The 19,484-nt window shown below is 74.5% G+C and carries 20 protein-coding genes and 1 pseudogene; 11 read left to right on the top strand and 10 right to left on the bottom strand.

Annotation, left to right across the window (positions count from 1 at the left end):
• Positions 1 to 31: 31 nt before the first annotated feature.
• The 4 genes from OHA72_RS30100 to OHA72_RS30085 are packed head-to-tail and all read left to right on the top strand — an operon-like array spanning position 32 to position 1,831.
• Entirely contained in the window at positions 32 to 634 is a 603-nt protein-coding gene (locus OHA72_RS30100; RefSeq protein WP_327011156.1) for a DUF3500 domain-containing protein, read from the top strand.
• Positions 535 to 1,158 carry a DUF3500 domain-containing protein gene (locus OHA72_RS30095; protein WP_327011697.1) on the top strand — a complete coding sequence of 208 codons (624 nt, stop codon included), beginning with the start codon at positions 535 to 537 and terminating at the stop codon, positions 1,156 to 1,158. The genes OHA72_RS30100 and OHA72_RS30095 overlap by 100 nt, the downstream gene beginning before the upstream one ends.
• Positions 1,159 to 1,163: 5 nt before the next feature.
• A complete protein-coding gene (locus tag OHA72_RS30090) occupies positions 1,164 to 1,631 on the top strand; it encodes a hypothetical protein (protein WP_327011155.1) in 468 nt (155 codons plus the stop codon).
• The gene (locus tag OHA72_RS30085) at positions 1,628 to 1,831 is read left to right on the top strand and encodes a hypothetical protein (RefSeq protein WP_327011154.1); all 204 of its coding nucleotides are present in this window, start codon (positions 1,628 to 1,630) and stop codon (positions 1,829 to 1,831) included. Before OHA72_RS30090 ends, OHA72_RS30085 begins: the two co-directional genes overlap by 4 nt.
• On the opposite strand, the gene OHA72_RS30080 is transcribed toward OHA72_RS30085, so the two are convergent.
• Positions 1,821 to 2,714 (bottom strand): EamA family transporter, encoded by an 894-nt coding sequence (locus OHA72_RS30080; protein ID WP_327011153.1) that lies wholly within the window; start codon positions 2,712 to 2,714, stop codon positions 1,821 to 1,823. The genes OHA72_RS30085 and OHA72_RS30080 overlap by 11 nt on opposite strands.
• Positions 2,715 to 2,726: 12 nt before the next feature.
• Here OHA72_RS30080 and OHA72_RS30075 point away from each other — a divergent pair.
• Together OHA72_RS30075 and OHA72_RS30070 are read left to right on the top strand one after the other, a co-directional pair.
• Positions 2,727 to 2,915, top strand: a pseudogene (locus OHA72_RS30075) (helix-turn-helix domain-containing protein); the annotation flags it as partial.
• 95 nt (positions 2,916 to 3,010) lie between these two features.
• Positions 3,011 to 3,661, top strand: a complete 651-nt coding sequence (locus OHA72_RS30070) for a LysR substrate-binding domain-containing protein (protein WP_327011152.1) — start codon at positions 3,011 to 3,013, stop codon at positions 3,659 to 3,661.
• Here OHA72_RS30070 and OHA72_RS30065 read toward each other — a convergent pair.
• Positions 3,636 to 4,073 carry a Rossmann-fold NAD(P)-binding domain-containing protein gene (locus OHA72_RS30065; protein ID WP_327011151.1) on the bottom strand — a complete coding sequence of 146 codons (438 nt, stop codon included), beginning with the start codon at positions 4,071 to 4,073 and terminating at the stop codon, positions 3,636 to 3,638. The genes OHA72_RS30070 and OHA72_RS30065 overlap by 26 nt on opposite strands.
• Before the next feature lie 71 nt (positions 4,074 to 4,144).
• Here OHA72_RS30065 and OHA72_RS30060 point away from each other — a divergent pair, with 71 nt between their 5' ends.
• Positions 4,145 to 4,294 (top strand): helix-turn-helix domain-containing protein, encoded by a 150-nt coding sequence (locus OHA72_RS30060; protein ID WP_327011150.1) that lies wholly within the window; start codon positions 4,145 to 4,147, stop codon positions 4,292 to 4,294.
• A gap of 81 nt (positions 4,295 to 4,375) precedes the next feature.
• Here OHA72_RS30060 and OHA72_RS30055 read toward each other — a convergent pair whose 3' ends face one another.
• Together OHA72_RS30055 and OHA72_RS30050 are read right to left on the bottom strand one after the other, a co-directional pair.
• Positions 4,376 to 5,632 (bottom strand): acyltransferase family protein, encoded by a 1,257-nt coding sequence (locus OHA72_RS30055; RefSeq protein WP_327011149.1) that lies wholly within the window; start codon positions 5,630 to 5,632, stop codon positions 4,376 to 4,378.
• Between the two features lie 21 nt (positions 5,633 to 5,653).
• Entirely contained in the window at positions 5,654 to 6,130 is a 477-nt protein-coding gene (locus tag OHA72_RS30050) for a hypothetical protein (protein ID WP_327011148.1), read from the bottom strand.
• An 89-nt stretch (positions 6,131 to 6,219) separates the two neighbouring features.
• Between OHA72_RS30050 and OHA72_RS30045 the strand changes: the two genes are divergently transcribed.
• Both OHA72_RS30045 and OHA72_RS30040 read left to right on the top strand, forming a co-directional pair.
• A complete protein-coding gene (locus tag OHA72_RS30045) occupies positions 6,220 to 6,774 on the top strand; it encodes a TetR/AcrR family transcriptional regulator (RefSeq protein WP_327011147.1) in 555 nt (184 codons plus the stop codon).
• Between the two features lie 89 nt (positions 6,775 to 6,863).
• Positions 6,864 to 7,955 carry an SDR family NAD(P)-dependent oxidoreductase gene (locus tag OHA72_RS30040; protein ID WP_327011146.1) on the top strand — a complete coding sequence of 364 codons (1,092 nt, stop codon included), beginning with the start codon at positions 6,864 to 6,866 and terminating at the stop codon, positions 7,953 to 7,955.
• 9 nt (positions 7,956 to 7,964) lie between these two features.
• Here the strand turns inward: OHA72_RS30040 and OHA72_RS30035 are convergent, their stop codons facing one another.
• Positions 7,965 to 8,963: a TIGR04222 domain-containing membrane protein gene (locus OHA72_RS30035; RefSeq protein ID WP_327011145.1), complete on the bottom strand. Its 999-nt coding sequence runs from the start codon at positions 8,961 to 8,963 to the stop codon at positions 7,965 to 7,967.
• Between the two features lie 75 nt (positions 8,964 to 9,038).
• Between OHA72_RS30035 and OHA72_RS30030 the strand changes: the two genes are divergently transcribed.
• Entirely contained in the window at positions 9,039 to 9,884 is an 846-nt protein-coding gene (locus OHA72_RS30030) for an alpha/beta hydrolase (RefSeq protein WP_327011144.1), read from the top strand.
• 4 nt (positions 9,885 to 9,888) lie between these two features.
• Here OHA72_RS30030 and OHA72_RS30025 read toward each other — a convergent pair whose 3' ends face one another.
• Positions 9,889 to 12,009, bottom strand: a complete 2,121-nt coding sequence (locus OHA72_RS30025; protein ID WP_327011143.1) for an MMPL family transporter — start codon at positions 12,007 to 12,009, stop codon at positions 9,889 to 9,891.
• Between the two features lie 227 nt (positions 12,010 to 12,236).
• Here OHA72_RS30025 and OHA72_RS30020 point away from each other — a divergent pair, with 227 nt between their 5' ends.
• The gene (locus tag OHA72_RS30020) at positions 12,237 to 13,124 is read left to right on the top strand and encodes a sigma factor (protein WP_327011142.1); all 888 of its coding nucleotides are present in this window, start codon (positions 12,237 to 12,239) and stop codon (positions 13,122 to 13,124) included.
• A gap of 112 nt (positions 13,125 to 13,236) precedes the next feature.
• Here the strand turns inward: OHA72_RS30020 and OHA72_RS30015 are convergent, their stop codons facing one another.
• The 4 genes from OHA72_RS30015 to OHA72_RS30000 all read right to left on the bottom strand — a co-directional run bounded on the left by OHA72_RS30015 (position 13,237) and on the right by OHA72_RS30000 (position 19,411).
• On the bottom strand, positions 13,237 to 14,610 hold the full coding sequence (locus OHA72_RS30015) for an FAD-binding oxidoreductase (protein ID WP_327011141.1): 1,374 nt from the start codon (positions 14,608 to 14,610) through the stop codon (positions 13,237 to 13,239).
• A 164-nt stretch (positions 14,611 to 14,774) separates the two neighbouring features.
• The gene (locus tag OHA72_RS30010) at positions 14,775 to 15,782 is read right to left on the bottom strand and encodes a serine hydrolase domain-containing protein (protein WP_327011140.1); all 1,008 of its coding nucleotides are present in this window, start codon (positions 15,780 to 15,782) and stop codon (positions 14,775 to 14,777) included.
• 322 nt (positions 15,783 to 16,104) lie between these two features.
• A complete protein-coding gene (locus OHA72_RS30005) occupies positions 16,105 to 17,466 on the bottom strand; it encodes an alpha/beta hydrolase family protein (protein ID WP_327011139.1) in 1,362 nt (453 codons plus the stop codon).
• A 67-nt stretch (positions 17,467 to 17,533) separates the two neighbouring features.
• Complete coding sequence (locus OHA72_RS30000; protein ID WP_327011138.1) at positions 17,534 to 19,411, bottom strand: fibronectin type III domain-containing protein; 1,878 nt, start codon at positions 19,409 to 19,411, stop codon at positions 17,534 to 17,536.
• Between the last annotated feature and the right edge of the window lie 73 nt (positions 19,412 to 19,484).

Below are 19,484 nucleotides of genomic sequence, written 5' to 3'. Positions count from 1 at the left end.
GTCCGTATTGTCGCTATCAGGAGCTCCGACCGTGCTGCTGCGTCACCGCCGTCCCGGCCGCGGCGCGCCCGGGACGACCGCCGGGCTGCTCCTCGCGCTCGTCGCCGGCTGCTCGTCCGGCGGGAGCACCGCCGACACCGCCGTCCGCCGCGCCCACGTCCTCCGCCGCCTCCACGTCCTCCGCCGCCTCTACGCCCCCGCCGCCTCCACGGCCCCGGACGCCTCCACGGCCCCGGACGCCTCCACCGACCCGGACGCGGCGGCGGCGGCCCTCGCCGCGACGCGGGCGTTCCTCGGCACGCTCGACGCGGCCCAGCGGTCCGCGGTCCAGGCCGAGCGGACCCCGGCGAACCTGGCGCTGTGGTCGGATCTGCCCGACCGGCTGTTCCAGCGGGCCGGGCTGCGCGTGGACAAGCTGAGCACGGCGCAGCGGGCCGCCGCACAGAACGTGCTGAGGGTGGCGCTGAGCGACGAGGGCTACCGGGGCAGGTCACCCGGATCTCGGCCGCCGCGCAGGGCGCCGGCCACTCCTGGATCCGGCTCGTCGGCGCGCCGGCCGCCACCGGGAGGTGGACGATCCAGTGCGGCGGGCATTACCTGGCCCTCAACGTCACCGTCGCGGGCACCGCGATGACGCTCGCGCCGACGCTGTGGGGCGCCCAACCGGCGTCGTTCGCCTCGGGCGGCACCGGCGCGGAGCCGCTGTGCGGCGAGACCCGCAAGGTGTTCGCGCTCATCGGCGCGCTCGACGCGACCCAGCGGGAGGCGGCGTTCCTCGCCTCGCCGGTGAGGGAGATCGTGCTCGGCGCCGGCCAGGACGGCAGGACGCCTGCCACGGAGGGCGTGAAGGCGTCGACGTTCACCGGCGCGCAGCGGCAGCTGCTGCTCGCCCTGATCGGCGAGTGGATCGCCCCGCTGCACCCGGGGGAGGCCGCCGCCAAGCTCGCCGCCGTCGAGCAGGACCTCGACTCCGTCACGTTCGCCTGGTACGGCGCGACCACCATCGGCCGGCCGATCTACTACCGGGTGCAGGGCCCGGCGTTCGTCATCGAGTTCGCGCACCAGCGGGAGCAGGCCGCCGACGCCGGCGGGACCACCCGCATCCGCTCGATCTACCGCGAACCCGGCAACAACTACGGCGCCGGCCTCGGCTCGTGACGCGCGTGCGCTGGGCAGCGGCCGTCCTGGGCGGGCTCGCGCCGCTGCTGCTCGCCGGGCCGGCCGCGGCGCACCCCACCGACGAGGTGATCCAGCAGGCGTACCTGACCCCGACGACGTCGGACCTCACCGTCGAGTTGGTCCTGACCCCGGGGGCCCTCGTCGCGCCGGCGTTCGCCAAGGCCGTCGACACCGGCCGTGACCGGGCGATCAGTGCGGCGGAGGAGGCGTGGTACGCGGCCGGCGTCGCCTCCGCGCTCACGCTGCGCGTCGACGGCGCGACGGTGCCGCTCACCGTCACCGGGCACACCGCGGCGCCGTACCAGCTGCTCACCGCGGCCGGCGGCACCGTGACCGTCACCCTCACCGCGCCGCTGCCGGCCGGCGCCCGCAGCGTCGAGTTCCACGACGCGTTCGACCCGGGCCGCTCCTCGCCGCCGGCCTCAACCGCACGGCCCTCGGCCTCGGGATGATCGCGGCGTTCGGCCTCGGCCTGGCCGCCGTCCTCGTCGGGTCCGGCCTGATCCTCGTCAGCGCCCGAACGACCCTGGAACGGTCCCGGGTCGCGGCGACCGGCCGGCCCGCCCGCTGGGCGCCGGTCGCATCCGCCGCCGTGGTGACCGCGCTCGGCGTGAGCACGGCGGTGAGCGGCCTGGCGCACCTCACGCCGTGAGCGCGGGCCGGTCCTTCCACAGCACGACACCGGCGCTGGCGGCCACGACCAGCCCGATCGCCGCGATCTGCGCCGGGTGCAGGGCCTGACCCAGGATCACGAAGCCGGCCAGGGCGGCGATCGCCGGGCCGAGGCTCATCAGCACCGCGAACGTCGACGTCGGCAGGCGCCGCAGCGCGGTCAGCTCGAACGTGTACGGCAGCACCGAGGACAGCACCGCGACCGCCGCGCCGAGGGCGAGCACCTTCGTTTCGAGCAGCGCGGCGCCCGCGTCGAGCACGCCGGCCGGCAGGGCGAGCAGCGCGGCGACCAGCATGGCGAGGGTGAGGCCGTCGCGCTTCGGGAAGTTCGCGCCGGTCCGCGCCGACAGCATGATGTAGCCGGCCCACGCGGTGCCGGCCAGGAACGCGCAGCCGACGCCGAGCGGGTCGAGCTGGTCGAAGCCGCCGCCACCGAGCAGCGCGACCCCCGCGAGGGCGAGCAGCGCCCACAGCCACGCGACCCGGCTGCGGGCGGTGACCACCGACAGGGTCAGCGGCCCCAGCACCTCCAGGGTGACGACCGGGCCGATCGGCATACGCGCGATGGCCACGTAGAACGCCAGGTTCATCCCGGCCAGGACCGCACCGAAGACACCGACGAGGATCCATTGGCGGCGGGTGTACCCCCGCAGCCTCGGCCGCCCGACCGCCACCAGCAGTGCGGCGCCGATGACGAGCCGCAGCGAGACGACCCCGGCCGCCCCGGCGAGCGGGAAGAGCGTGGTGGCGACCGCGGCTCCACTGTGGACGGACGTCTGGGACGCGAGGACCCGCCACACCCCGCCCGCGCGGCGGGTGGTCTCGGCGGCGATCGGTGCGGGCACGGCCAGGACGTCGGTCACGCCACGAACGCTATGCACCGCGACGGATCTTGTGAAATGCCGCTTCGCCGGTGGTTATGCTGCTCACGCATGACCATTGAGCTGCGGCACCTCAGAGGATTCCTCGCGATCGCGGAGGAGGGCAACCTCACCCGCGCGGCGGCCCGGCTGCACCTGACGCAGCCGGCGCTGACCCGCACCCTGCAGCAGCTCGAGGCGCACCTCGGGGTCCGCCTCGTCGACCGCTCCACCCACCACCTCGCGCTGACCCCGGCGGGGCGGAGTTCCGGCGCAACGCCGCCGCCGCGGTCGCTGCCGTGGAGCACGCCCTGGACCCCGACCGTTCACGGGGGCTCCCGGTCCGGCTGGGGCACGCGTGGTCGGCGTTGGGGGCGTACACCACCTCTTTGCAGCGGCGCTGGAAACGGGCGCACCCCGGGACGGTGCTGGAGGTGCTCCGCCTCGACGAGCGCAGCGCGGGGCTGGCCTCCGGCGCGGTCGACGTCGCCGTCCTGCGCGGCCCGGTCGGCGTGCCCGACGTGCCCGGTGTCACCGTCGCGCACCTCATGCAGGAGCCGCGCCTGGCGGCCGTCGCCGACGACAGCCCCCTCGCCTCGCGGACCTCGCTCACGCTCGCCGACCTCGCGACGCGGCCCGTCGCCCTGAACACGGTGACCGGCAGCACCACCCTCGCGCTGTGGCCGCAGGGCGCGGCACCGTCCCACGTCGTGCCCGTGAAGAACACCGACGACTGGCTGTCGGTCATCATCGCCGGCGACGCGGTCGGCGTGACCACCGCCGGGACCGCCGCCATGCACCCGAACCCGGCGGTGCGTTACGTCCCGCTCACCGACGCCCCGCCCGTCGACGTGGTCCTGGCCTGGCGCGAGCCGGTCACCCACCCCGCGGTCCCGGACCTGCTGCGCCTGGCCCACGACGTCGTCAGGCGTATCCCTGCGCCGGGTTGAGCAGCGCGCCGCGGATCCCGCCGACGGTCTCGCCGAACCGCGGGCTCCAGCCGAGCCCGCGCAACCGGCCGGCGTCCAGCGCCGCGTCCATCGCCAGGTACGCGGCAAGGGGCCCGTGGGTCTGCACCGCCTCCTGCAGCGACCAGGACCGCACCGGCACCCCGGCCGCCGCCCCGACCGCTTCGACGAGGGCCGCCATCGGTTCCGGCGACGTCTCCGCCGCGTGGAACACACCGCCTGCACGCGATTCCAGCACCGTCGCGTACGCCACCGCCAGATCCGCCACGTGCACCGTCGACCAGCGGTTGGCGCCGTCGCCGGCGTACCGGGCGACGCCGTCGGCGCGGGCCTGCCCGACGAGGCCCGCGACCGGCCCCGCGCCGTCGCCGTAGACCATCGGCGGCCGGATCACGGCACCCCGCACCCCGGCCGCGTCCAGGACGCGGGCCTCGGCGGCGGCGAGCCAGGCAAGAGGGCCGGCGGATGGACCTCGCCGCCACGATGCTGCGCGACGAGCCCGGCCGCACCCTCGCCGAGGTCGCCGCGGCGGTCGGCTACAGCGACGAGTTCGCGTTCGGCGCCGCCTTCCGCCGCGAGGTCGGCACCCCGCCGGGCGCCTACCGCACCGGCTAGCGGCTGCTGCAACTACCCGGTGGATCCCTGCACCCCTGGGTACAGCGATCCACCGGGTAGTTGCGATCCACCGCGCAGGCGCTACGCCCCGGTGCGTTCGGCGGTGTCGGCGGTTGCCGCGCGGGGTGCGGGGATGACCGGCGCTGGGTGCGCGGCGGGCGGCAGGTCGGCGGCGATCTCCGCCGCGCGCGTGTCGCCGTCCGCCGCGACCCCGCGCCGCGCCCACGACGGCGTCCAGTCCTTCAGCTTCAGGGCCGGCTTCTCCACCAGGTGCCACGAGGCCGCCGCGACCAGGAGGACCACCAGGGCGCAGCCGCCGAGGTACACCCAGTGACCCTGGCCGGGCAGGCCGTACACGCCGAGGGTCTGCTGGACCACGAACGCGTAGATGTAGACGCCGTAGGAGTAGTCGTTGGTGCGCCCCACCCGGCGGAACACCGCGGGCAGCCGGATGCCGAGCCACAGCAGCAGGTACACGTAGGCGATGAGGGCGGGCCCGAGCAGCGGCAGCCCCCAGTGCACGGCGGCGACGACGGCGGCGAGACTGGCCGCGCCGAGGGCATCGTTGAGGGGGACGATGCCGCGGTACAGCTCAGCCGTCGCGCCGAGCAGGAACGCGGTGGTCAGCACGACGAACTGGAACGTCAGGAACGTGCCGCCGAGCGGGACCGTGAACCGGCTGGCGAGCGACGCGAGCGGCCCGACGGCCTGCGGGTCGCGGAAGCAGTCGTAGACGATGACGGCCATGCCCGCCGCGGCCATCAGCGCGACCAGGACCCGGGCCCGGCGCAGCACCCCCACCACCGCCAGGCCGCCGACGAGGACGTAGCAGGCCAGCTCGTACTTGAGGGTCCACAGCGAACCGTTGAGCGCGCCGTTCGGGCGGCCCGCGAGGATGTCGCCGATCGAGTCCTGGCGGGGGTCGGCGTAGAAGTTGTGCAGGAAGTAGTCGAGCGGGCCCTTCTGCGCGGACCAGTAACCGCCGATGCCGCCGTGCCCGTGCACCCACAGCAACGGCCCGACGACCGCGACGGACACCAGCAGGCACACCCACAGGCCGGGGAAGATGCGCAGGCCGCGGTGCCACCAGTACCGGAAGAACGGCGTCCGGCGACCGCTGCGGGTGATCAGGAAGCCCGACAGCGCGAAGAACCCCGTGACGGCGAAGCCGCCCAGGTCCAGCGGCAGCCGGAACGGGTTGCCGGCCTCGCCGAACCCGAGCACGTCGGAGTGCCCGACCAGCACGGCGAACGCGAACGTCAACCGCAGGAAGTTGAACGCGTTGTCCCGACCCGAATACGCCGAGTCGAGGGTTCGGCGCTGCCGGTCAGTCACCATAGCGGGCGATGCTAACAGTCCTCACGTCCGCGCGCGGGTCACCGCGATCTCGTCGCTGAAGCACCGGTCCGGAATGGTGTGCTCCGGCGTCTGGATGTCCGGCGGCCAGCAGACCTCCACCACGACGAGGTCGATCACCGCGAGCGCGACGAGATCCAGGTCGAGCTGCAGGGTGCCGTCCCAGACGTCGGCGTACTCCCGGGCGACGATCCAGCCGCCGGTGTACGCGGTGTAGGTGGCCTCGGTGTGCGCGTCGTTGAGCGGCGAGCAGTCCGGGTCGCCGGTGATCCGGGCCGTCACGACGCCGCCGATGTGCACCTGGTAGATGGGCGCGGTGCCGTCCCAGCTGACCGTGCCGACGGTGCCGCCCTCGGCGCAGGCGTTGCCGCCGGCCGCGGCGAACCGCACCCTGGTCGGCGGCCCGGCCGCCGCCGGTGCGGCACCGAGCAGGACCGACATGAGGCCGACGATTGCGGACGCGACGCGTACCCGGACCATGTGCCCGAAGATAGATGTTGATCACGGTCCCGGCCCGCTTCCGTCACCGTTCCGACAGGACCCCGCCGCCGCTGCCATACACTGCGGCGATGGCGGGCACGGGCGGCGGGCGGGCGAACCGGGGACCCGCGGCCGCCGCGGACAACCGGGCCGCGATCATCAGGGCGGCCGGCGAGGTCTTCGCCGAGCAGGGCCTGGGCGCGCCGCTCAACGCGATCGCGAAGCGGGCCGGGGTCGGGCAGGGCAGCCTGTATCGGCACTTCCCCACCCGCGAGTCGCTCGCCTTCGTGGCGTTCGAGGGCAACCTGGCCGAGATCGAGGCGGCCGTCGCCGACGGCGCGACCCTCGCGGCGGTCCTCGCCATGGTGGTGGAGCAGGCGACCGTGTCGGCGGCGTTCATCGAGCTCATCACCCGCCATGCCGCCGACCCGCGCAGCGTGGCCCTGGAGCGGCGGTTGCGGGCGGCGGTCGAGGCGACGATCGACGCGGCCAGGGTCGCGGGCACCGTGCCGGCGCACTACACGGTCGACGACGTGATGCTGGCGGTGACGCTGCTGACGGGTGCGCTGATGGGCACCCTGCCGGCCGGCCGCCCGGACCTCGTCGAGCAGGCGTGGCGACTCATGGGCATCAACCCGGCCTGAGGCGATCTGGGGCTGGCCGGCAGGCGGCCCTTCGTGGATACTGCCCCACAACCGGACACGCGTGTCCGCATAGCTGGGGAAGAGGGACCATGGCAGCACCGCTCACCGCGAAGTCGTCGATCGCCGACTGGCTGGCCCACCCCGTCGGCGGCCCGATCCTGGCTGCCATGGTCGAGGAGGGCGGGATGACGACCGCCGTGCTCAAGCCGGTCCGGCGCTTCGCGCTGCAGCGCCTGGTCGCCATGAGCCGCGGCCGGCTCACCCAGGACACCGTCGACGACCTGGTGGCCCGCGTCCGCGCCGCCGAGCAGGGCATACCGGACACCGCGCAGGCCGCGTCGAGCACCGAACAGCAACCCGCGCAGCGCGGCACGGGCACGCAGGCGCAGGGCGGCGGCGGGCGGGGTGTCGAGCCGGCGGCATGGGTCGAGCGCGTGACGCCGGGGCGGTTCGACGGCAAGACGGTCATCGTGACCGGGGCGGGCGCCGGCATCGGCCAGGCCACGGCGTCGCGGATCGCCCGCGAGGGGGGCAGGGTCATCGCCGTCGACATCGCACCTGACCGGCTGACCGAGCTCACCATCCGGCTCGACGGGTTCGACGTCGTGCCCGTGACCGGCGACATCACGGCCGAGGGCGACATCGCCGCGATCGTCGCCGCGGCCGGCGGCGCCATCGACGGCCTCGCCAACATCGCCGGGGTCGCCGACAACATGACCCCGCTGCACGAGGTGACCGACCAGGTCTGGGAGCGGGTCATGCGGATCAACGTCGACGGCACGTTCAAGCTCAGCCGCGCCGTCATCCCGCACATGCTCGCCGCCGGGCGGGGCTCGATCGTGAACACCGCCTCCCAGGCGGCGCTGCGCGGGTCGGCGGCGGGCCTGGCCTACACCGCGTCGAAGCACGCCGTGGTCGGCCTGACCAAGAGCTCCGCGTTCATGTACGGCCCCAGCGGCCTGCGCGTCAACGCCGTCGCCCCGGGCGGCGTCATCACCAGCATCGAGTCCAGCTTCGACTCCGCACTCGGCCAGGAACGCATCGGCGGCCAGCTCGAGTCCATGCCCAGCCTCGCCGACGCCGACATGATCGCGGCCTCGATCACGTTCCTGCTCAGCGACGACGCCGTCAACATCAACGGCGCCGTCCTCACCTCCGACGGCGGCTGGTCCGCGCAGTAGCCACCGCGCTCACCCGCCACCGCCGCCGTCTCCCCCGCCGCCACCACCGTCTCCCCCGCTGCCACCTCCACCGCCGTCGCCGGCGCCCCAGCTGACGTCGCGGTCGCCGTAGGCGTCGTACCAGTGGACGGGGCCGGTCGGGCCGCCGCTGTACATCGACCGGTCGACCTCGTCGGAGCCGCCGGTGGCGCGGGAACCTTCGGACGTGTCCGGCCCGCCGGCCGAGGGGGCGCACAGGGCCAGCACGTCAGGGTCGATGCCGTGCAGGCTCTCGACGCCGAACAGGGCCACCCCGAGCCCGGCGACCTCGGGCCCGTGCGCCGCCCAGACCGGCTCGGCCGACGGTGCCAGGAACGCGGCCTCGGCGCGGGCCCGGGCCAGGAACGCCCGGGTCCGCGCCGGCAGCCGGTCGACCCGCAGGAGCACCAGGCCCGCGACGACGGTCACCCCGGCGCACTCGATCAGCGACACCCCGGTGCCGGTGTTGCCGGCCTCGAACGCGACCAGGCTGGTCGTCAGCCCGAGCAGCGCGACCGCGAACACCGGGACCGTCGCCTCGCGGACCAGGCGGCGTTCCCGCGCTCCGAGCATCAGGCCCTCGCCGATGAGGAACCGCCCGGCGGCGCCGATCAGCCGCCGCACCCCGGGGTCGGTGGCGGACATGCTCTGCGGCGAGTGCCCGCCCGCGACCGCCCGGTACACCGCGAGGTCCAGCTCCGAGGCCAGGTCGTGCGGCACCGCGTCGGTGCGCAGCGCCCCGTCGACGACCCGCACCGCACCGGCGGCCCGCAGCGCGCCGAGCGACGCGGCGACCGCCTGCCCGGCGCCGCCGTTGAGCAGGGCCAGGTGCAGCGGGTTCAGGTCGTGGACGACCGGCCCGCGGGTGTAGTTGTGCCGGCGCCACCACACCAGCGCGCCGACCGCGCAGCAGGCGAGGCCCGCGTAGATCCACACGTAGGGCCCACCAGCCGCGGTCAGCGAGTTCGACGCCCCCGTCATCGCTTCCATGACCAATGATGCGACCATCGACGGCCGGCAGCACACCAGCCGTCGGGCTCTTTGCCCATTTCTTGCGGAGGACACATGCGGCGGTACACCCCGACCGGCGGCTGGCCATTGCGCCGGCGGCTGCTGCAGCGGGCGCCGCGGCGGGCCCTCACCTTCGACCAGGCGATCGCAGCGGCCGGCAACGGCGACGGGCCCGGCACGCTGCTGCGCACCCACGGCCGGCGCACGGACCGGGCGGTGCTGCTGCTGCACGGCTACACGCACAGCCCCCGGCAGGTCGCCGCCCTCGCCGAGCTGTTCTACGAGGGTGGCTGCACCGTGTACGCCCCGACGGCCCCGAGGCACGGCACCGCCGAACCGGGCGCACATCGGGGTTTCACGGCGGCGCAGCTGCTGCGGTACGCCGGTGAGGCCCTCGACGTGGCAGCCGCCCTCGGCGAGGAGGTCGGGGTCGTCGGGGTCTCCGCCGGTGCCGCCCTGGCGACGTGGCTCGGCGCCCACCGCGGCGACCAGGTGGCGCGCCTGCTGCTGATCACGCCGCTGTTCGCGCCGCACGCGGGCCGGGTGCCGGCGGCGCTGCTGCGGCCGCTCACGACGCTGTACGGCCTACGCCTGCCCCCTGACCGGGTCAACGAGCGCGGCTACTCCTTCACGGCCGTCGCCCAGTACCTGCGGGTCGCCGCGAACCTCCCGGCGGCACCGGTCACCGGCGCGCTGCGGCACGTGGCCGTCGTGACGTCACCGGGCGACACGGTCGTCGACGCGACCCGGGCCGAGGCGGTGCCCGCGTGGCTCGCCGCGGCGGCCGGCGCGACCTTCGTCCACGACGTCCTTCCCGCCGGCGAGGGCCACGCCCACAACGTCATCGGCGAGCATGCGAGCGCGTTGAACGAGCGCTACCTCAGGCTGTACCAAGGCTGACGCCTCATCCTGCATGCCGCCCAGGGGACACCGCGGCGACGTGCCGCCCGCTGTCGGCCGCGACGTGCTGCGACGCGACGTCGGCGGGCCGGGCGGGCCACCAGAACCGCTCGCCCAGCAGCAACGCGATCGCCGGCACCACCACGGTCCGCACCACGAGGGTGTCCAGGACGACGCCGATGCCGACGATGACCCCGATCTGGGTGAGCACGATGACCGGCAGGACCCCGAGGACCGTGAAGACCGCGGCGAGCAGGATGCCCGCGGACGTGATGACCCCGCCCGTGGCCCCGAGCGCGCGGATCACCCCGGCGCGGGTCTCGCCGCGCGCCGCCGCCTCCTCCCGCGCCCGGGTCACGAGGAAGATGTTGTAGTCCACGCCGAGCGCCACGAGGAACAGGAAGCTCAGCAGCGGCACTCCAGCGTCCAGCGCCGGGATGCCGAGCCCGAGCCGCAGCACCAGGCTCGCCGCCCCGACGCTGGCGGCGAAGCTGACGATGACGGTGAGCAGGAGCAGCAGCGGCGCCACGATGGAGCGCAGCAGCAGCACGAGCACGAGCAGCACGACGAGCAGCACCAGCGGGACGACGACCCTGTTGTCGCGGGCGTACGCGTCACGCTTGTCCAGGTCCGCGGCGGGCGCCCCGCCGACGAGCGCGTCGCTGCCGGCGATGCCGGCGAGGGTCGATCGGAGCCGGCGCACCGTGCTGTCGGCGGCCTCCGTGCCGGACGCGGCCCGCAGGTCGACGCGCAGCTTGGTGAGCGTGCCGTCGTCGGAGCGCTCGGGCCGGGCGACCGCGGCCACGCCGTCGAGTTCCCTGACCGCCGCCACGGCCCGGTCGGTGGCCCCGGCGGCGACGATGACGGTCACCGGCTGCGACGACCCGGCCGGGAAGTGCCGCGCGAGGGCCTCCTGCGCGGTGACCGACTCGACCTTCGTGCGGAACAGTTCGGTCTGCGCCAGCCCGATCGACGTGCTGAACAGCCCGGTGGTGAGCAGCGCGAGGACGAGCGCCGCGCCGGCGAGGACCCTCGCAGGGTGCCGACCGACGGCGTGGGCGACCCGGGACCACAGCCCCTTGGTCGTCGGGTCCTGCCCGCCGAGCCGCGGCACGAACGGCCAGAAGATCCCGCGCGGGAGGCTGACCAGCGCGGCCGGCAGCACCACCAGCCCGAACACCAGCGCCACCCCGACCCCGATCGCCGCGGCCACACCGAGCGTCCGGTTGGCCGTGAGCACCGCCGCGAGCAGCGTGAGCAGCGCCAGAATCACGGTCCCCGCGCTGGCCACGATCGCCGGCGCCGCGCTGCGCAGCGCCACCGCCATCGCCTCCCGGCGCTGCGGCGTGTGACGGAGCTCTTCGCGGTACCGCGAGATCAGCAGCAACGCATAGTCCGTCCCGGCACCGAAGACCAGCACGGACACGATGCCGCCGACCGAGGCGTCCGTGCGCTCACCGACCAGCTTCGCGACCCACGGCAGCAGCTTCGCCACCACCTGGTCCCCGGCCCCGATGACCACCAGCGGGACGATCCAGAGCAGGGGGCTGCGGTACGTGATGAGCAGCAGCACCGCCACGACACTGGCGGTGGCCACCAGCAGCGTGACGTCGGCCCCGTCGAACGCGGCGGAGATGTCCCGCCCGAACGCGGGCCCGCCGGTCACCTGCGCGCTCAGCCCTTCCGGCAACGCTCCCCCGGCGTGCACGACCTCCCGCAGCCGGTCCACCGCCGCCGACAGCGCGTCGCCGTCCCCGCCGAGCGTCACGGCCAGCAACGCCGCTCGCCCGTCCTCGGCGACCACGGCCGCCGGCACCTGCCCACCGCCCGCGGTGCCGCTCAGCGCCGTGCGGGCCTGCTCGACCGCGGCCCGGTCGGCGTCGGTGAGGAGTGCGTCGCGTCGCTCGTACACCACGACGGCGACATCGGTGCGCCCGCTGGCGAACCGGTCGGCCAGCTCCGTCACCCTGGTCGACTGCTTCCCGGCCGGCAACCCGTCACCGGGCACCGCCTCCGGCTGCGCAGGCGAGGTGAGCAACACCAGCGCCGTCAGCCCCACGGTGACGAGCAGGATCAGCACCGCGCCGATCCGACTGGTGACGACAGCTGCCACTCGTGTGCCCACGCCCATACCCCTCGACGCCAAATAGTTCCACGATCGAACTTCTCTTGCCCCCTTGATACTCGCCCTACCCAACCGACGCAAAAATCGACGCAACACTGCGTGCCCGCCTGGTGACGAACCCACCCGGCGCGGCCGTGCCCGGCACGTCCGGCATCGGGCGAGGACAGGTTCTGCCGGTGCCCCTCCAAACACGGGCATGGTTACGTGTCAGCAGTGTGGAGGTGGACGTGGACGCAGAGGAGTCGTTCCTGGCGTACGTGCGGGAGCGGGTCGCCGCGCTGTCGCGGATCGCGTTCCTGCTGACCGGGGACCGGCATCTGGCCGAGGATCTGGTGCAGGAGACGCTGCTGCGGGTGGTCGGGCGGTGGGCGCGGATCGCGGCCGGCGGGGACCCTGACGCGTACGTCCGCCGCGCCCTCTACCACCAGCACGTGTCCGCGTGGCGGCGGCACCGGGGACGCACCGTGCACCTGGAGACGCAGCGACCGCCGGAGCGGGCCGGGCCTGACGAGGCGGGTGCCGTCACCGACAGCGTCGCGGTACGGGCGGCGCTGGCCACGCTGGCGCCGAAGCAGCGGGCGGGCGCGCGGCTCGGCGGTGCCGGGGCGTACACGGCCGACGGGGCAGGGATCGGCGTGTTCACCGTCGTCGCCGGGTGCACCACCGACTGCGGTCACACGCAGCGCAACGCCAGGTCCTGGCGGCTGACGGTGGTGTCCAGCGCCACCGGTGCGCCGGGCGCCACCTTCGCGACCTTCGGCGGTGCGAGCGCCAAGCTGGCCGGGTGGCAGCGCGACGGCACCGCGGTCGTGGTCCGCTACGTCGACGAGACGTCGCCGTACGAGGGGCCGTCGTACGACGCGCCGGACGGCTACCGCGCGGTGTCCGATGTGGACCTGCTCGCCCTGGACCGCGCGGCGGGACGAAGGTGCTGCTACGCAAGCCGACCGGCGTCATCTGGGACCTGGACGTGGCCGCGGACCTGGTCGCGGCGGGTGCGTTCGGCGGCCCGTCACCGGCGCCGGCGGTGTTCCCGCTCGCCAGGTGGTTCGCCACGACCGTGTTCGTCGTCGGCTGGGCCGTGTCCATGCTGGTCTGGCTCACCGTCGTGCTGATCCGAAGGCGCCGCCGCGCATGAAGCCGCGACGCCGCAGTGCATGAAGCCGCGACGCCGCCGCGCATGGAACCGCGGCGGCGCCGGGCGTGCACCGGCAGGGAACGGCGCCGTCAGGCGAGGATCGCCTGGTTGGTGGAGAAGACGTTCGTCGGGTCGTAGGAGCGCTTGACCCGCAGGAGCCGGTCACGGTCGGCCGGGGACCAGTTGGCCTGCAGCTCCTGCGGGCCGGCGCCGCCGGAGAAGTTCATCAGCCCGCCGGGGACCGTGGCGTCGCCGGCGGCGGCGAGGACCGCGCCGGTGACCGCGTCGACGACGGGCACCAGCTCGGGCACGCCGAGCCCGATGACGAACAGCGAGTACGCGGCGTCGCGGCCGGTGACCGCGTTCGGCACCGCCGGCGGGCGGCCCAGCGCACCGCCCAGGTGCCGCAGCTCGACCATGATGAGCGGCACGTCGACCTGCGGCCCGGCGGCGGCGAGGAGCCCCTCGACGGTCGACGCGGTCAGCTCGCCCAGCAGGACCCCGCGCTCGCGGGTCGGGGTCGGGTCCACCGGGTCCTGGTGGATCGCGTCGACGGCCTGGTAGGGCATCTCGCCGACGCCGCCAAGCAGGGCGGGCGCGGCGGCCAGCATCGGCGCGAGGAGGCGCTCGGCGTCGGTCGCGTCGCCGAGGTACGCCACCCGCAGGTGCACCACGAACGCGCCCCGCAGCGGCTCCGGCAGCTGCGGCAGCGGGGGCAGGCGCAGCATGGCGAGGGACGTGTTCATCCGCTCCGGCAGGCCCGGCGCCCACTGCCGGTAGGCGTGCAGGACCTCCGCGGCGTGGGTGGCCGGGAAGTAGATCCCGCCGCCGGTGAGCGCCGGCACGTCGAACAGGTCGAACTCGATGGCGGTGACGACACCGAAGTTGCCCTTGCCGCCGCGGACCGCCCAGAACAGGTCGCTCTCGTGGCCGGCGTCGACGGTGCGGGTGACCCCGTCCGCGGTGACGATCTGCACGGAACGCACGTGGTCGGCGGCGAAGCCGAACGTGCGCCCGAGCGGGCCGAGGCCGCCGCCGAGGGTGTACCCGACGACGCCGACCTGCGACGAGGACCCGTTCAGCGGCGCCAGCCCGTGCGGCGCGGCCGCCTCGATGACCGACGACCAGCGCACCCCGGCGGCGGCGCGGGCGGTGCGGGCGGCGGGGTCGACGGTGAGGTCCTGCATGCGCCGGGTGGTGATCAGGACGCAGTCGACGGCGGGGCGGACCGCGCCGTGGCCGGTGGCCTGGACGGCGACCGGGAGCCCGTGTCGCCCGGCCCAGCGGATCGCGGCGGCGACGTCGGCGGTGCTGGTGGCGCCGACGGCGACCAGGGGTCTGTGCGGGTTCGCCACGTTCCAGACGGCGACCTCCTCGGCGAAGCCGGCGTCGGTGGGCAGCAGCACCGGTCCGTGCACGGCGGCGACCAGGTCGGCGACGGACGGGTTGGTGGACACGGTCATGGGTGGTCCCCTCGGGTGGGGGCGCCCGCTGAGGCCGGGGCGCCGTGGGACCACCGTGCGCGGTGCCACTTGGCGGCCGGTTAAGACCCGCTTGGCCGCCGCTTCAGTGCGGCCAGAGCCGTGACCTGCGCCACGCTGGCGTCGAATCTTGGACTCGGCGTGGTTCAGGAGGTCAGCAGCTCGCCCAGCCGGCGGGCGACGGGCCACGCGCCGTCGGACGTGTTCGACACGACGGTGTACGTCAGCGCCGTGCCCGGGTCGTGCACGCTGCGGAACGACACGCCCGCGTCGTAGCCTTCGAGGATGACGGCGGGGCCGGTCCCGGGCAGCCAGAAGCCGAGGCCGTAGCGGCGCTGCTCGCCGGGCACGTCGCTGCGCGGCTCGAGCATCTCGGCGACGCGCGCCGCGGGCAGGATCCGCCCGGCGGTCAGCGCCCGCCAGAACGCGCTCACGTCCGCGACGGTCGAGCTGATCCCGCCGTCGCCGCTGCCGCGGACCGGCAGGTGGAACACGTTGGTGCGGTCGGCACCGGCGATCGGCAGGTAGCCGGTGGCCAGGCCGGGCGGCGGCTCGTCGGAGCGGTGGAACCCGGTGCCGGCCATGCCCGCCGGCGTGCACACCCGCCGCGTGACGAGCTCGTGGAACGGCACCCCGGCGGCCCGTTCGGCGATGAGCGCGAGGACGACGTAGCCGCCGTTGCAGTACGAGAACCGGGTGCCGGGCGCGAACTTCGCCGGGTGCCCGCCGAGGACCTTCAGGTAGTCCTCGGTGTCCAGCAGCTCGTGGACCGGCACCGGCAGCACGTGCTCGGTGATGTCGTGCCCGGCGTCCTCGTCGAAGTAGTCGCCGATCCCGGAGCGGTGTGCGAGGAGCTGCTCGACGGTGACGGCGTCGCCGATGAGCGGCAGGTCCGCGCCGAGCACGTCCCGCGCCGCGGTGCCGAGCCCGAGCAGCCCGTCCTCGACGAGGCTCATCACCACCGCGGCCGTCATCCCCTTGACGCCGGACGCGATCCCGAACCTGGTGCCGGGCGTGTTCGGCACGCGGGCGGCCCGGTCGGCGAGCCCATAGGCCGCGACGAGCTCGACGTCGCCGCCCCGGTCGACGCTGACGACCCCGGAGAACCCGGTCCGCCCCGCGACCTCGTCGACGGCCTCGGCGAGCTGGCTCATGCCGTCCTCCCAGTTCGGGCCACGACCGCGGGGCGCCCGAGATCGATGTCGACCGCGGCACAGTTCATTGCTCTGCCAACTGAGCTACCTCCCGGAACCGGGAGGGCTGGGCTCGAACCAGCGACCGATGAAGCCAGAAGTATCCGTGGTCTGCGCACCGGGCACCCGCCGCGCGGTCGTGTGGGCAGCTCCCGAGATCGAAGTGGTGACGGCGGTCGGCCCGAGGGCCATCTTTTTTACAGAAAGAAGGAGCCGTCACCGGCGCACCGGGAGTTGCCGCTGCCACGGTAGCAGCGACCCGCGCCCGCCCGCCGCCGAGTTTTCAGCGGGGGCAGGCGGCACCGAACGACGCCCGGTCGGTCAGGGTGAACCGGCAGCCGAAGTCGGCGGCCGCGACCGCGTGGCGGTCCAGGATCGCGTCACCGGCCGGGCGGTGCCCGGTGCGGACCCAGGAGACCAGGTCGTCGAAGCCCTGCGCGAGCTCCGGGCCGGTGAACTCGCAGTGCCCGAGGGCCCGCACCGCACGCGACACGAACAGCTTCCCGCGGCCCTGCAGCCCGGCGCGCCGGGCGTACTCCTGCTCCATCGACAGCGGCACGAACAGGTCGCCGATCGTGTGCATCGACAGCACCGGCATCCGCGGGCGCCCGTCGACGCGGGGCACCCCCGACAGGTCCCGGGACGGCCGGTCGGTCCGGTCGACCCGCAGGACGTCGCGGTTGAGCCGCAGCTCGTCGCGGGACAGCCACGGGTTGTCGTCGCCCTGGTACAGGGTGAACCGGTTGGACGTGACGTTGCCGTCGGCGATGTTCGCGGTGCCGCCGGACAGGCCCGGGTAGACGCCGAACAGGAACGGCACCGACGTCAGCGGCGGGATCGCGGGCAGCGCGCTCCAGTAGGCGAACGCGGCGTCGAAGCCGGGCCGGGTGCCGCCGCTGCGCTGCTCGACGTAGTCACCCCACCGGCGGCCGAGGTCGGTCAGCCCGGCGCCGGTGCCCAGCAGCGGCACCTGTTGCGCGACCTGCTGGCGGTACACCTCGAGGAACGAAGGATCGACGGGCGCCTTCGGGAACGTGATGGCGGTGCCGGTCAGGGCCGCGGCGGTGACGTTGGCGTCCAGGAAGTAGTCGAACAGCTCCGCGTCGCCGAGGACGCCGCAGGTGGGCATCGCGCCGACGAACGCCGACGGGTGCTGCTCGATGGCGACGGCCGTGACGTGCCCGCCCATCGAGGCGCCGGTCATGTAGACGGCCCTGGCGGACTGCCCGGTACGCTCCTTGAAGCGCCGGATCAAGGTGTACGAGTCCCGCACGCCCTGCCCGACGTCGTAGCCGTTGGTCTGGTAGCTCGACGCCGCCCACGCGAACCCACGCGACAGGTAGTGTGCGCGCAGCGACGGGTTGTCGACGAACACGGTGGTGCCGCTGCCCCGGAAGCCGTGCGCGTAGAGCACCAGCTCGCCGTTCCACGCCGCGGGCCGCTCGATGCGGTAGGCGGCGCCGTCGGTGATCCCGGTCCACACGCTGGACCCGCCGACGGGCACGAACGGGGTGCCGTTGACGTCGCAGTCGGGGTCGGCGACGGTGTAGCCCGGCTGGGTGGTGCTGACGACGGGCGGCCCGCACACCGGCGGGTCCGCCGAAGCGGGCGAGGGGACGGCAAGGATCCCCACGACGAGTGCCAACGACGCAACGCTGCGCATCCACACATGGAACGCCTGTCGATACCTCAATGTCAACGCATTGGTGCACTCATTGTGCTTCTTGTGCCGCGCGGGTGTGCGTGCCCGTGTTCAGGCGCAGGAGTGCGGCGCCCGCGCCGACCAGTCCGAGCCCCGCGGCGGCGAGGAGCCCGATCGGTGGCGGGCCGGTGACCGGGAGCGGGCCCGCCGTCGCCGCGACCGTCACCGGCAGCGTCAGCACCCGCGGCGCGCCGCCGGGCGCGATGCCGCTCATCGCCAGGGTGTGGCTCCCGCTGTACCCCTCCGGGATCGTCACCTCCACGGAGACGTTCCCGGCCGCGTCCGACGTAGTCGTCACCAGCGCGGCGGGCGCCGAGTAGATCCCGACGGTCACGAGGGAGTTCGGCGCGAACCCGGACCCGGTCAGCGTCGTGGTGCGCTTCGCCGGGGTGAACACCACCCCGCCCGACGTGTCCGGTGTGCCGTCACCGGTCGGCACGGTCGCCGGCAGCGTCGGCGCGACCGTGGGCAGAGTCGTGGGCGCGGTCGTGGGCGCGGTCGTGGGCGCGGTCGCCGGCGTGGACGGTGTCACCGGCGTGACGGTCGGTGCCGTCGTCGGCGTCGGGCTCGGTGTGGGCGTGAGTGTGGGCGTCGGTGTCGGTGCAGGCGTGGGCGTCGGCGTCGGCGTCGGTCCGGGGATCGCCGCACTCACCCGCGGGGTGCTGGGGTCGCCCTCGCCGACGGCGTTGGTGGCGGTGACGGCCACGCCGTACGTCGCGCCGGCGGGCAGCCCGCCGATGGTGCACGACGTCGCCGGGGCCGTCGCCTCGCAGTCCCCGGCGACCCCACCGCCCGGCCCGAACGCCCGCGCCCGGTACGTGGTGATCGTCGCGCCGCCGTTGCTGCCCGGTGCGGTCCAGGTGACACCGACACCGTTCGCGCCGACCGCCGCCTGCACGCCGGTCGGTGTGCCGGGCAGGGTGTCCGCGGACGCGGCCGGCGGGCGGTTGTAGACGTTGATGCGCTGGATCGAATACCCGAGGTCGGGCACGTCGAGCATGACGCCGTCGTCGACGTGCGTCACCGTCGCGGGGATCGAGACCGTCGCGCCGGTGTCCGCGTCGACGCCCTGCACCTCGAACCCGACCGTGGCCGCCAGCTTCGCCGTGGTGCCGACCTGCGTGAAGTAGTTGCCGGGGATGAACGCGTTGAACGACCCGCGGACCGGCTCACCGTGCTGGTCCAGGTGCGGGTTGCCGAGCACCGACAGGTACCAGTACGGCTCCGGGGACGGCACGAACTGCACCACCGTCGGCCGCGCCTGCGCGTCGGAGGCCAGGGAGAACCCGTCGAACGCGTCCCGGGCCGCCGGATCCCAGACCTCCATGTCCTGCGTGTTGCCGATGAACCGGGACCCGGTGCCGGTCGCGTCCGCCATCGTGTTCTCGTCGCCGCAGTCCGTGCCCGCCACGCACGCGGAGAACAGATCCATGTCCTGCGTGATCCAGTCGATCTGCGTCACCCGGCCGGCGATGACCAGCGTGCTGTTGCCTGTGTCCGGATCCGTGGTACGCCTGAGGTGCAGGTCCTTGGCGAGGGCCATGGTGTAGCGGGGCACGAACGCGCCGGTCCGGACCGTCAGCTCGATGGAGCCGGCCTTCACGTCCTTGCTGATGCCGTCACCGTCGAAGCCGGCCACCGACCAGTTGAACGACGTCACGTAGCCGCCGAGCGTGGTGACGGTCGCCGACAGCCCGAGCGTCGCCGCCGGCGTCTCCACGCCGCCGGCGGGTGTCACGGTCGCCGACTCGATGCAGTACTGCGCCGTGCCGTCCGCGCACGCCGGCCACGCCGACACGGGCCAGTCCGCGGGCGGGTCGGCCAGCGCGACCGTCCCGCCGACGACGGCCGTCACCAGCGCGCCGAGGGCGTACAGCAGCCTGCGCATCGCGGTCCTCCAGGGTCAGACCGCAAATGCGGCGATCACCGCAAATGTAGCAATCCGCCCGTCCGATTTCCCT

This window comes from Dactylosporangium sp. NBC_01737, from assembly GCF_035963215.1.
GTDB lineage: Bacteria > Actinomycetota > Actinomycetes > Mycobacteriales > Micromonosporaceae > Dactylosporangium.
Note: the sequence above shows the minus strand (reverse complement) of the source record. Positions and strands in the feature narration are given on the sequence as shown.

What these genes read in the sequence shown, in the direction of transcription:
- OHA72_RS30085 (WP_327011154.1), top strand. Translation starts at nt 1,628, where the DNA reads ATGATCGCGGCGTTCGGCCTCGGCCTGGCCGCCGTCCTCGTCGGGTCC.
- OHA72_RS30060 (WP_327011150.1), top strand. Translation starts at nt 4,145, where the DNA reads ATGGACCTCGCCGCCACGATGCTGCGCGACGAGCCCGGCCGCACCCTC.
- OHA72_RS30055 (WP_327011149.1), bottom strand. Translation starts at nt 5,632, where the DNA reads ATGGTGACTGACCGGCAGCGCCGAACCCTCGACTCGGCGTATTCGGGT.
- OHA72_RS30050 (WP_327011148.1), bottom strand. Translation starts at nt 6,130, where the DNA reads ATGGTCCGGGTACGCGTCGCGTCCGCAATCGTCGGCCTCATGTCGGTC.
- OHA72_RS30045 (WP_327011147.1), top strand. Translation starts at nt 6,220, where the DNA reads ATGGCGGGCACGGGCGGCGGGCGGGCGAACCGGGGACCCGCGGCCGCC.
- OHA72_RS30040 (WP_327011146.1), top strand. Translation starts at nt 6,864, where the DNA reads ATGGCAGCACCGCTCACCGCGAAGTCGTCGATCGCCGACTGGCTGGCC.
- OHA72_RS30035 (WP_327011145.1), bottom strand. Translation starts at nt 8,963, where the DNA reads ATGGAAGCGATGACGGGGGCGTCGAACTCGCTGACCGCGGCTGGTGGG.
- OHA72_RS30030 (WP_327011144.1), top strand. Translation starts at nt 9,039, where the DNA reads ATGCGGCGGTACACCCCGACCGGCGGCTGGCCATTGCGCCGGCGGCTG.
- OHA72_RS30015 (WP_327011141.1), bottom strand. Translation starts at nt 14,610, where the DNA reads ATGACCGTGTCCACCAACCCGTCCGTCGCCGACCTGGTCGCCGCCGTG.
- OHA72_RS30010 (WP_327011140.1), bottom strand. Translation starts at nt 15,782, where the DNA reads ATGAGCCAGCTCGCCGAGGCCGTCGACGAGGTCGCGGGGCGGACCGGG.
- OHA72_RS30000 (WP_327011138.1), bottom strand. Translation starts at nt 19,411, where the DNA reads ATGCGCAGGCTGCTGTACGCCCTCGGCGCGCTGGTGACGGCCGTCGTC.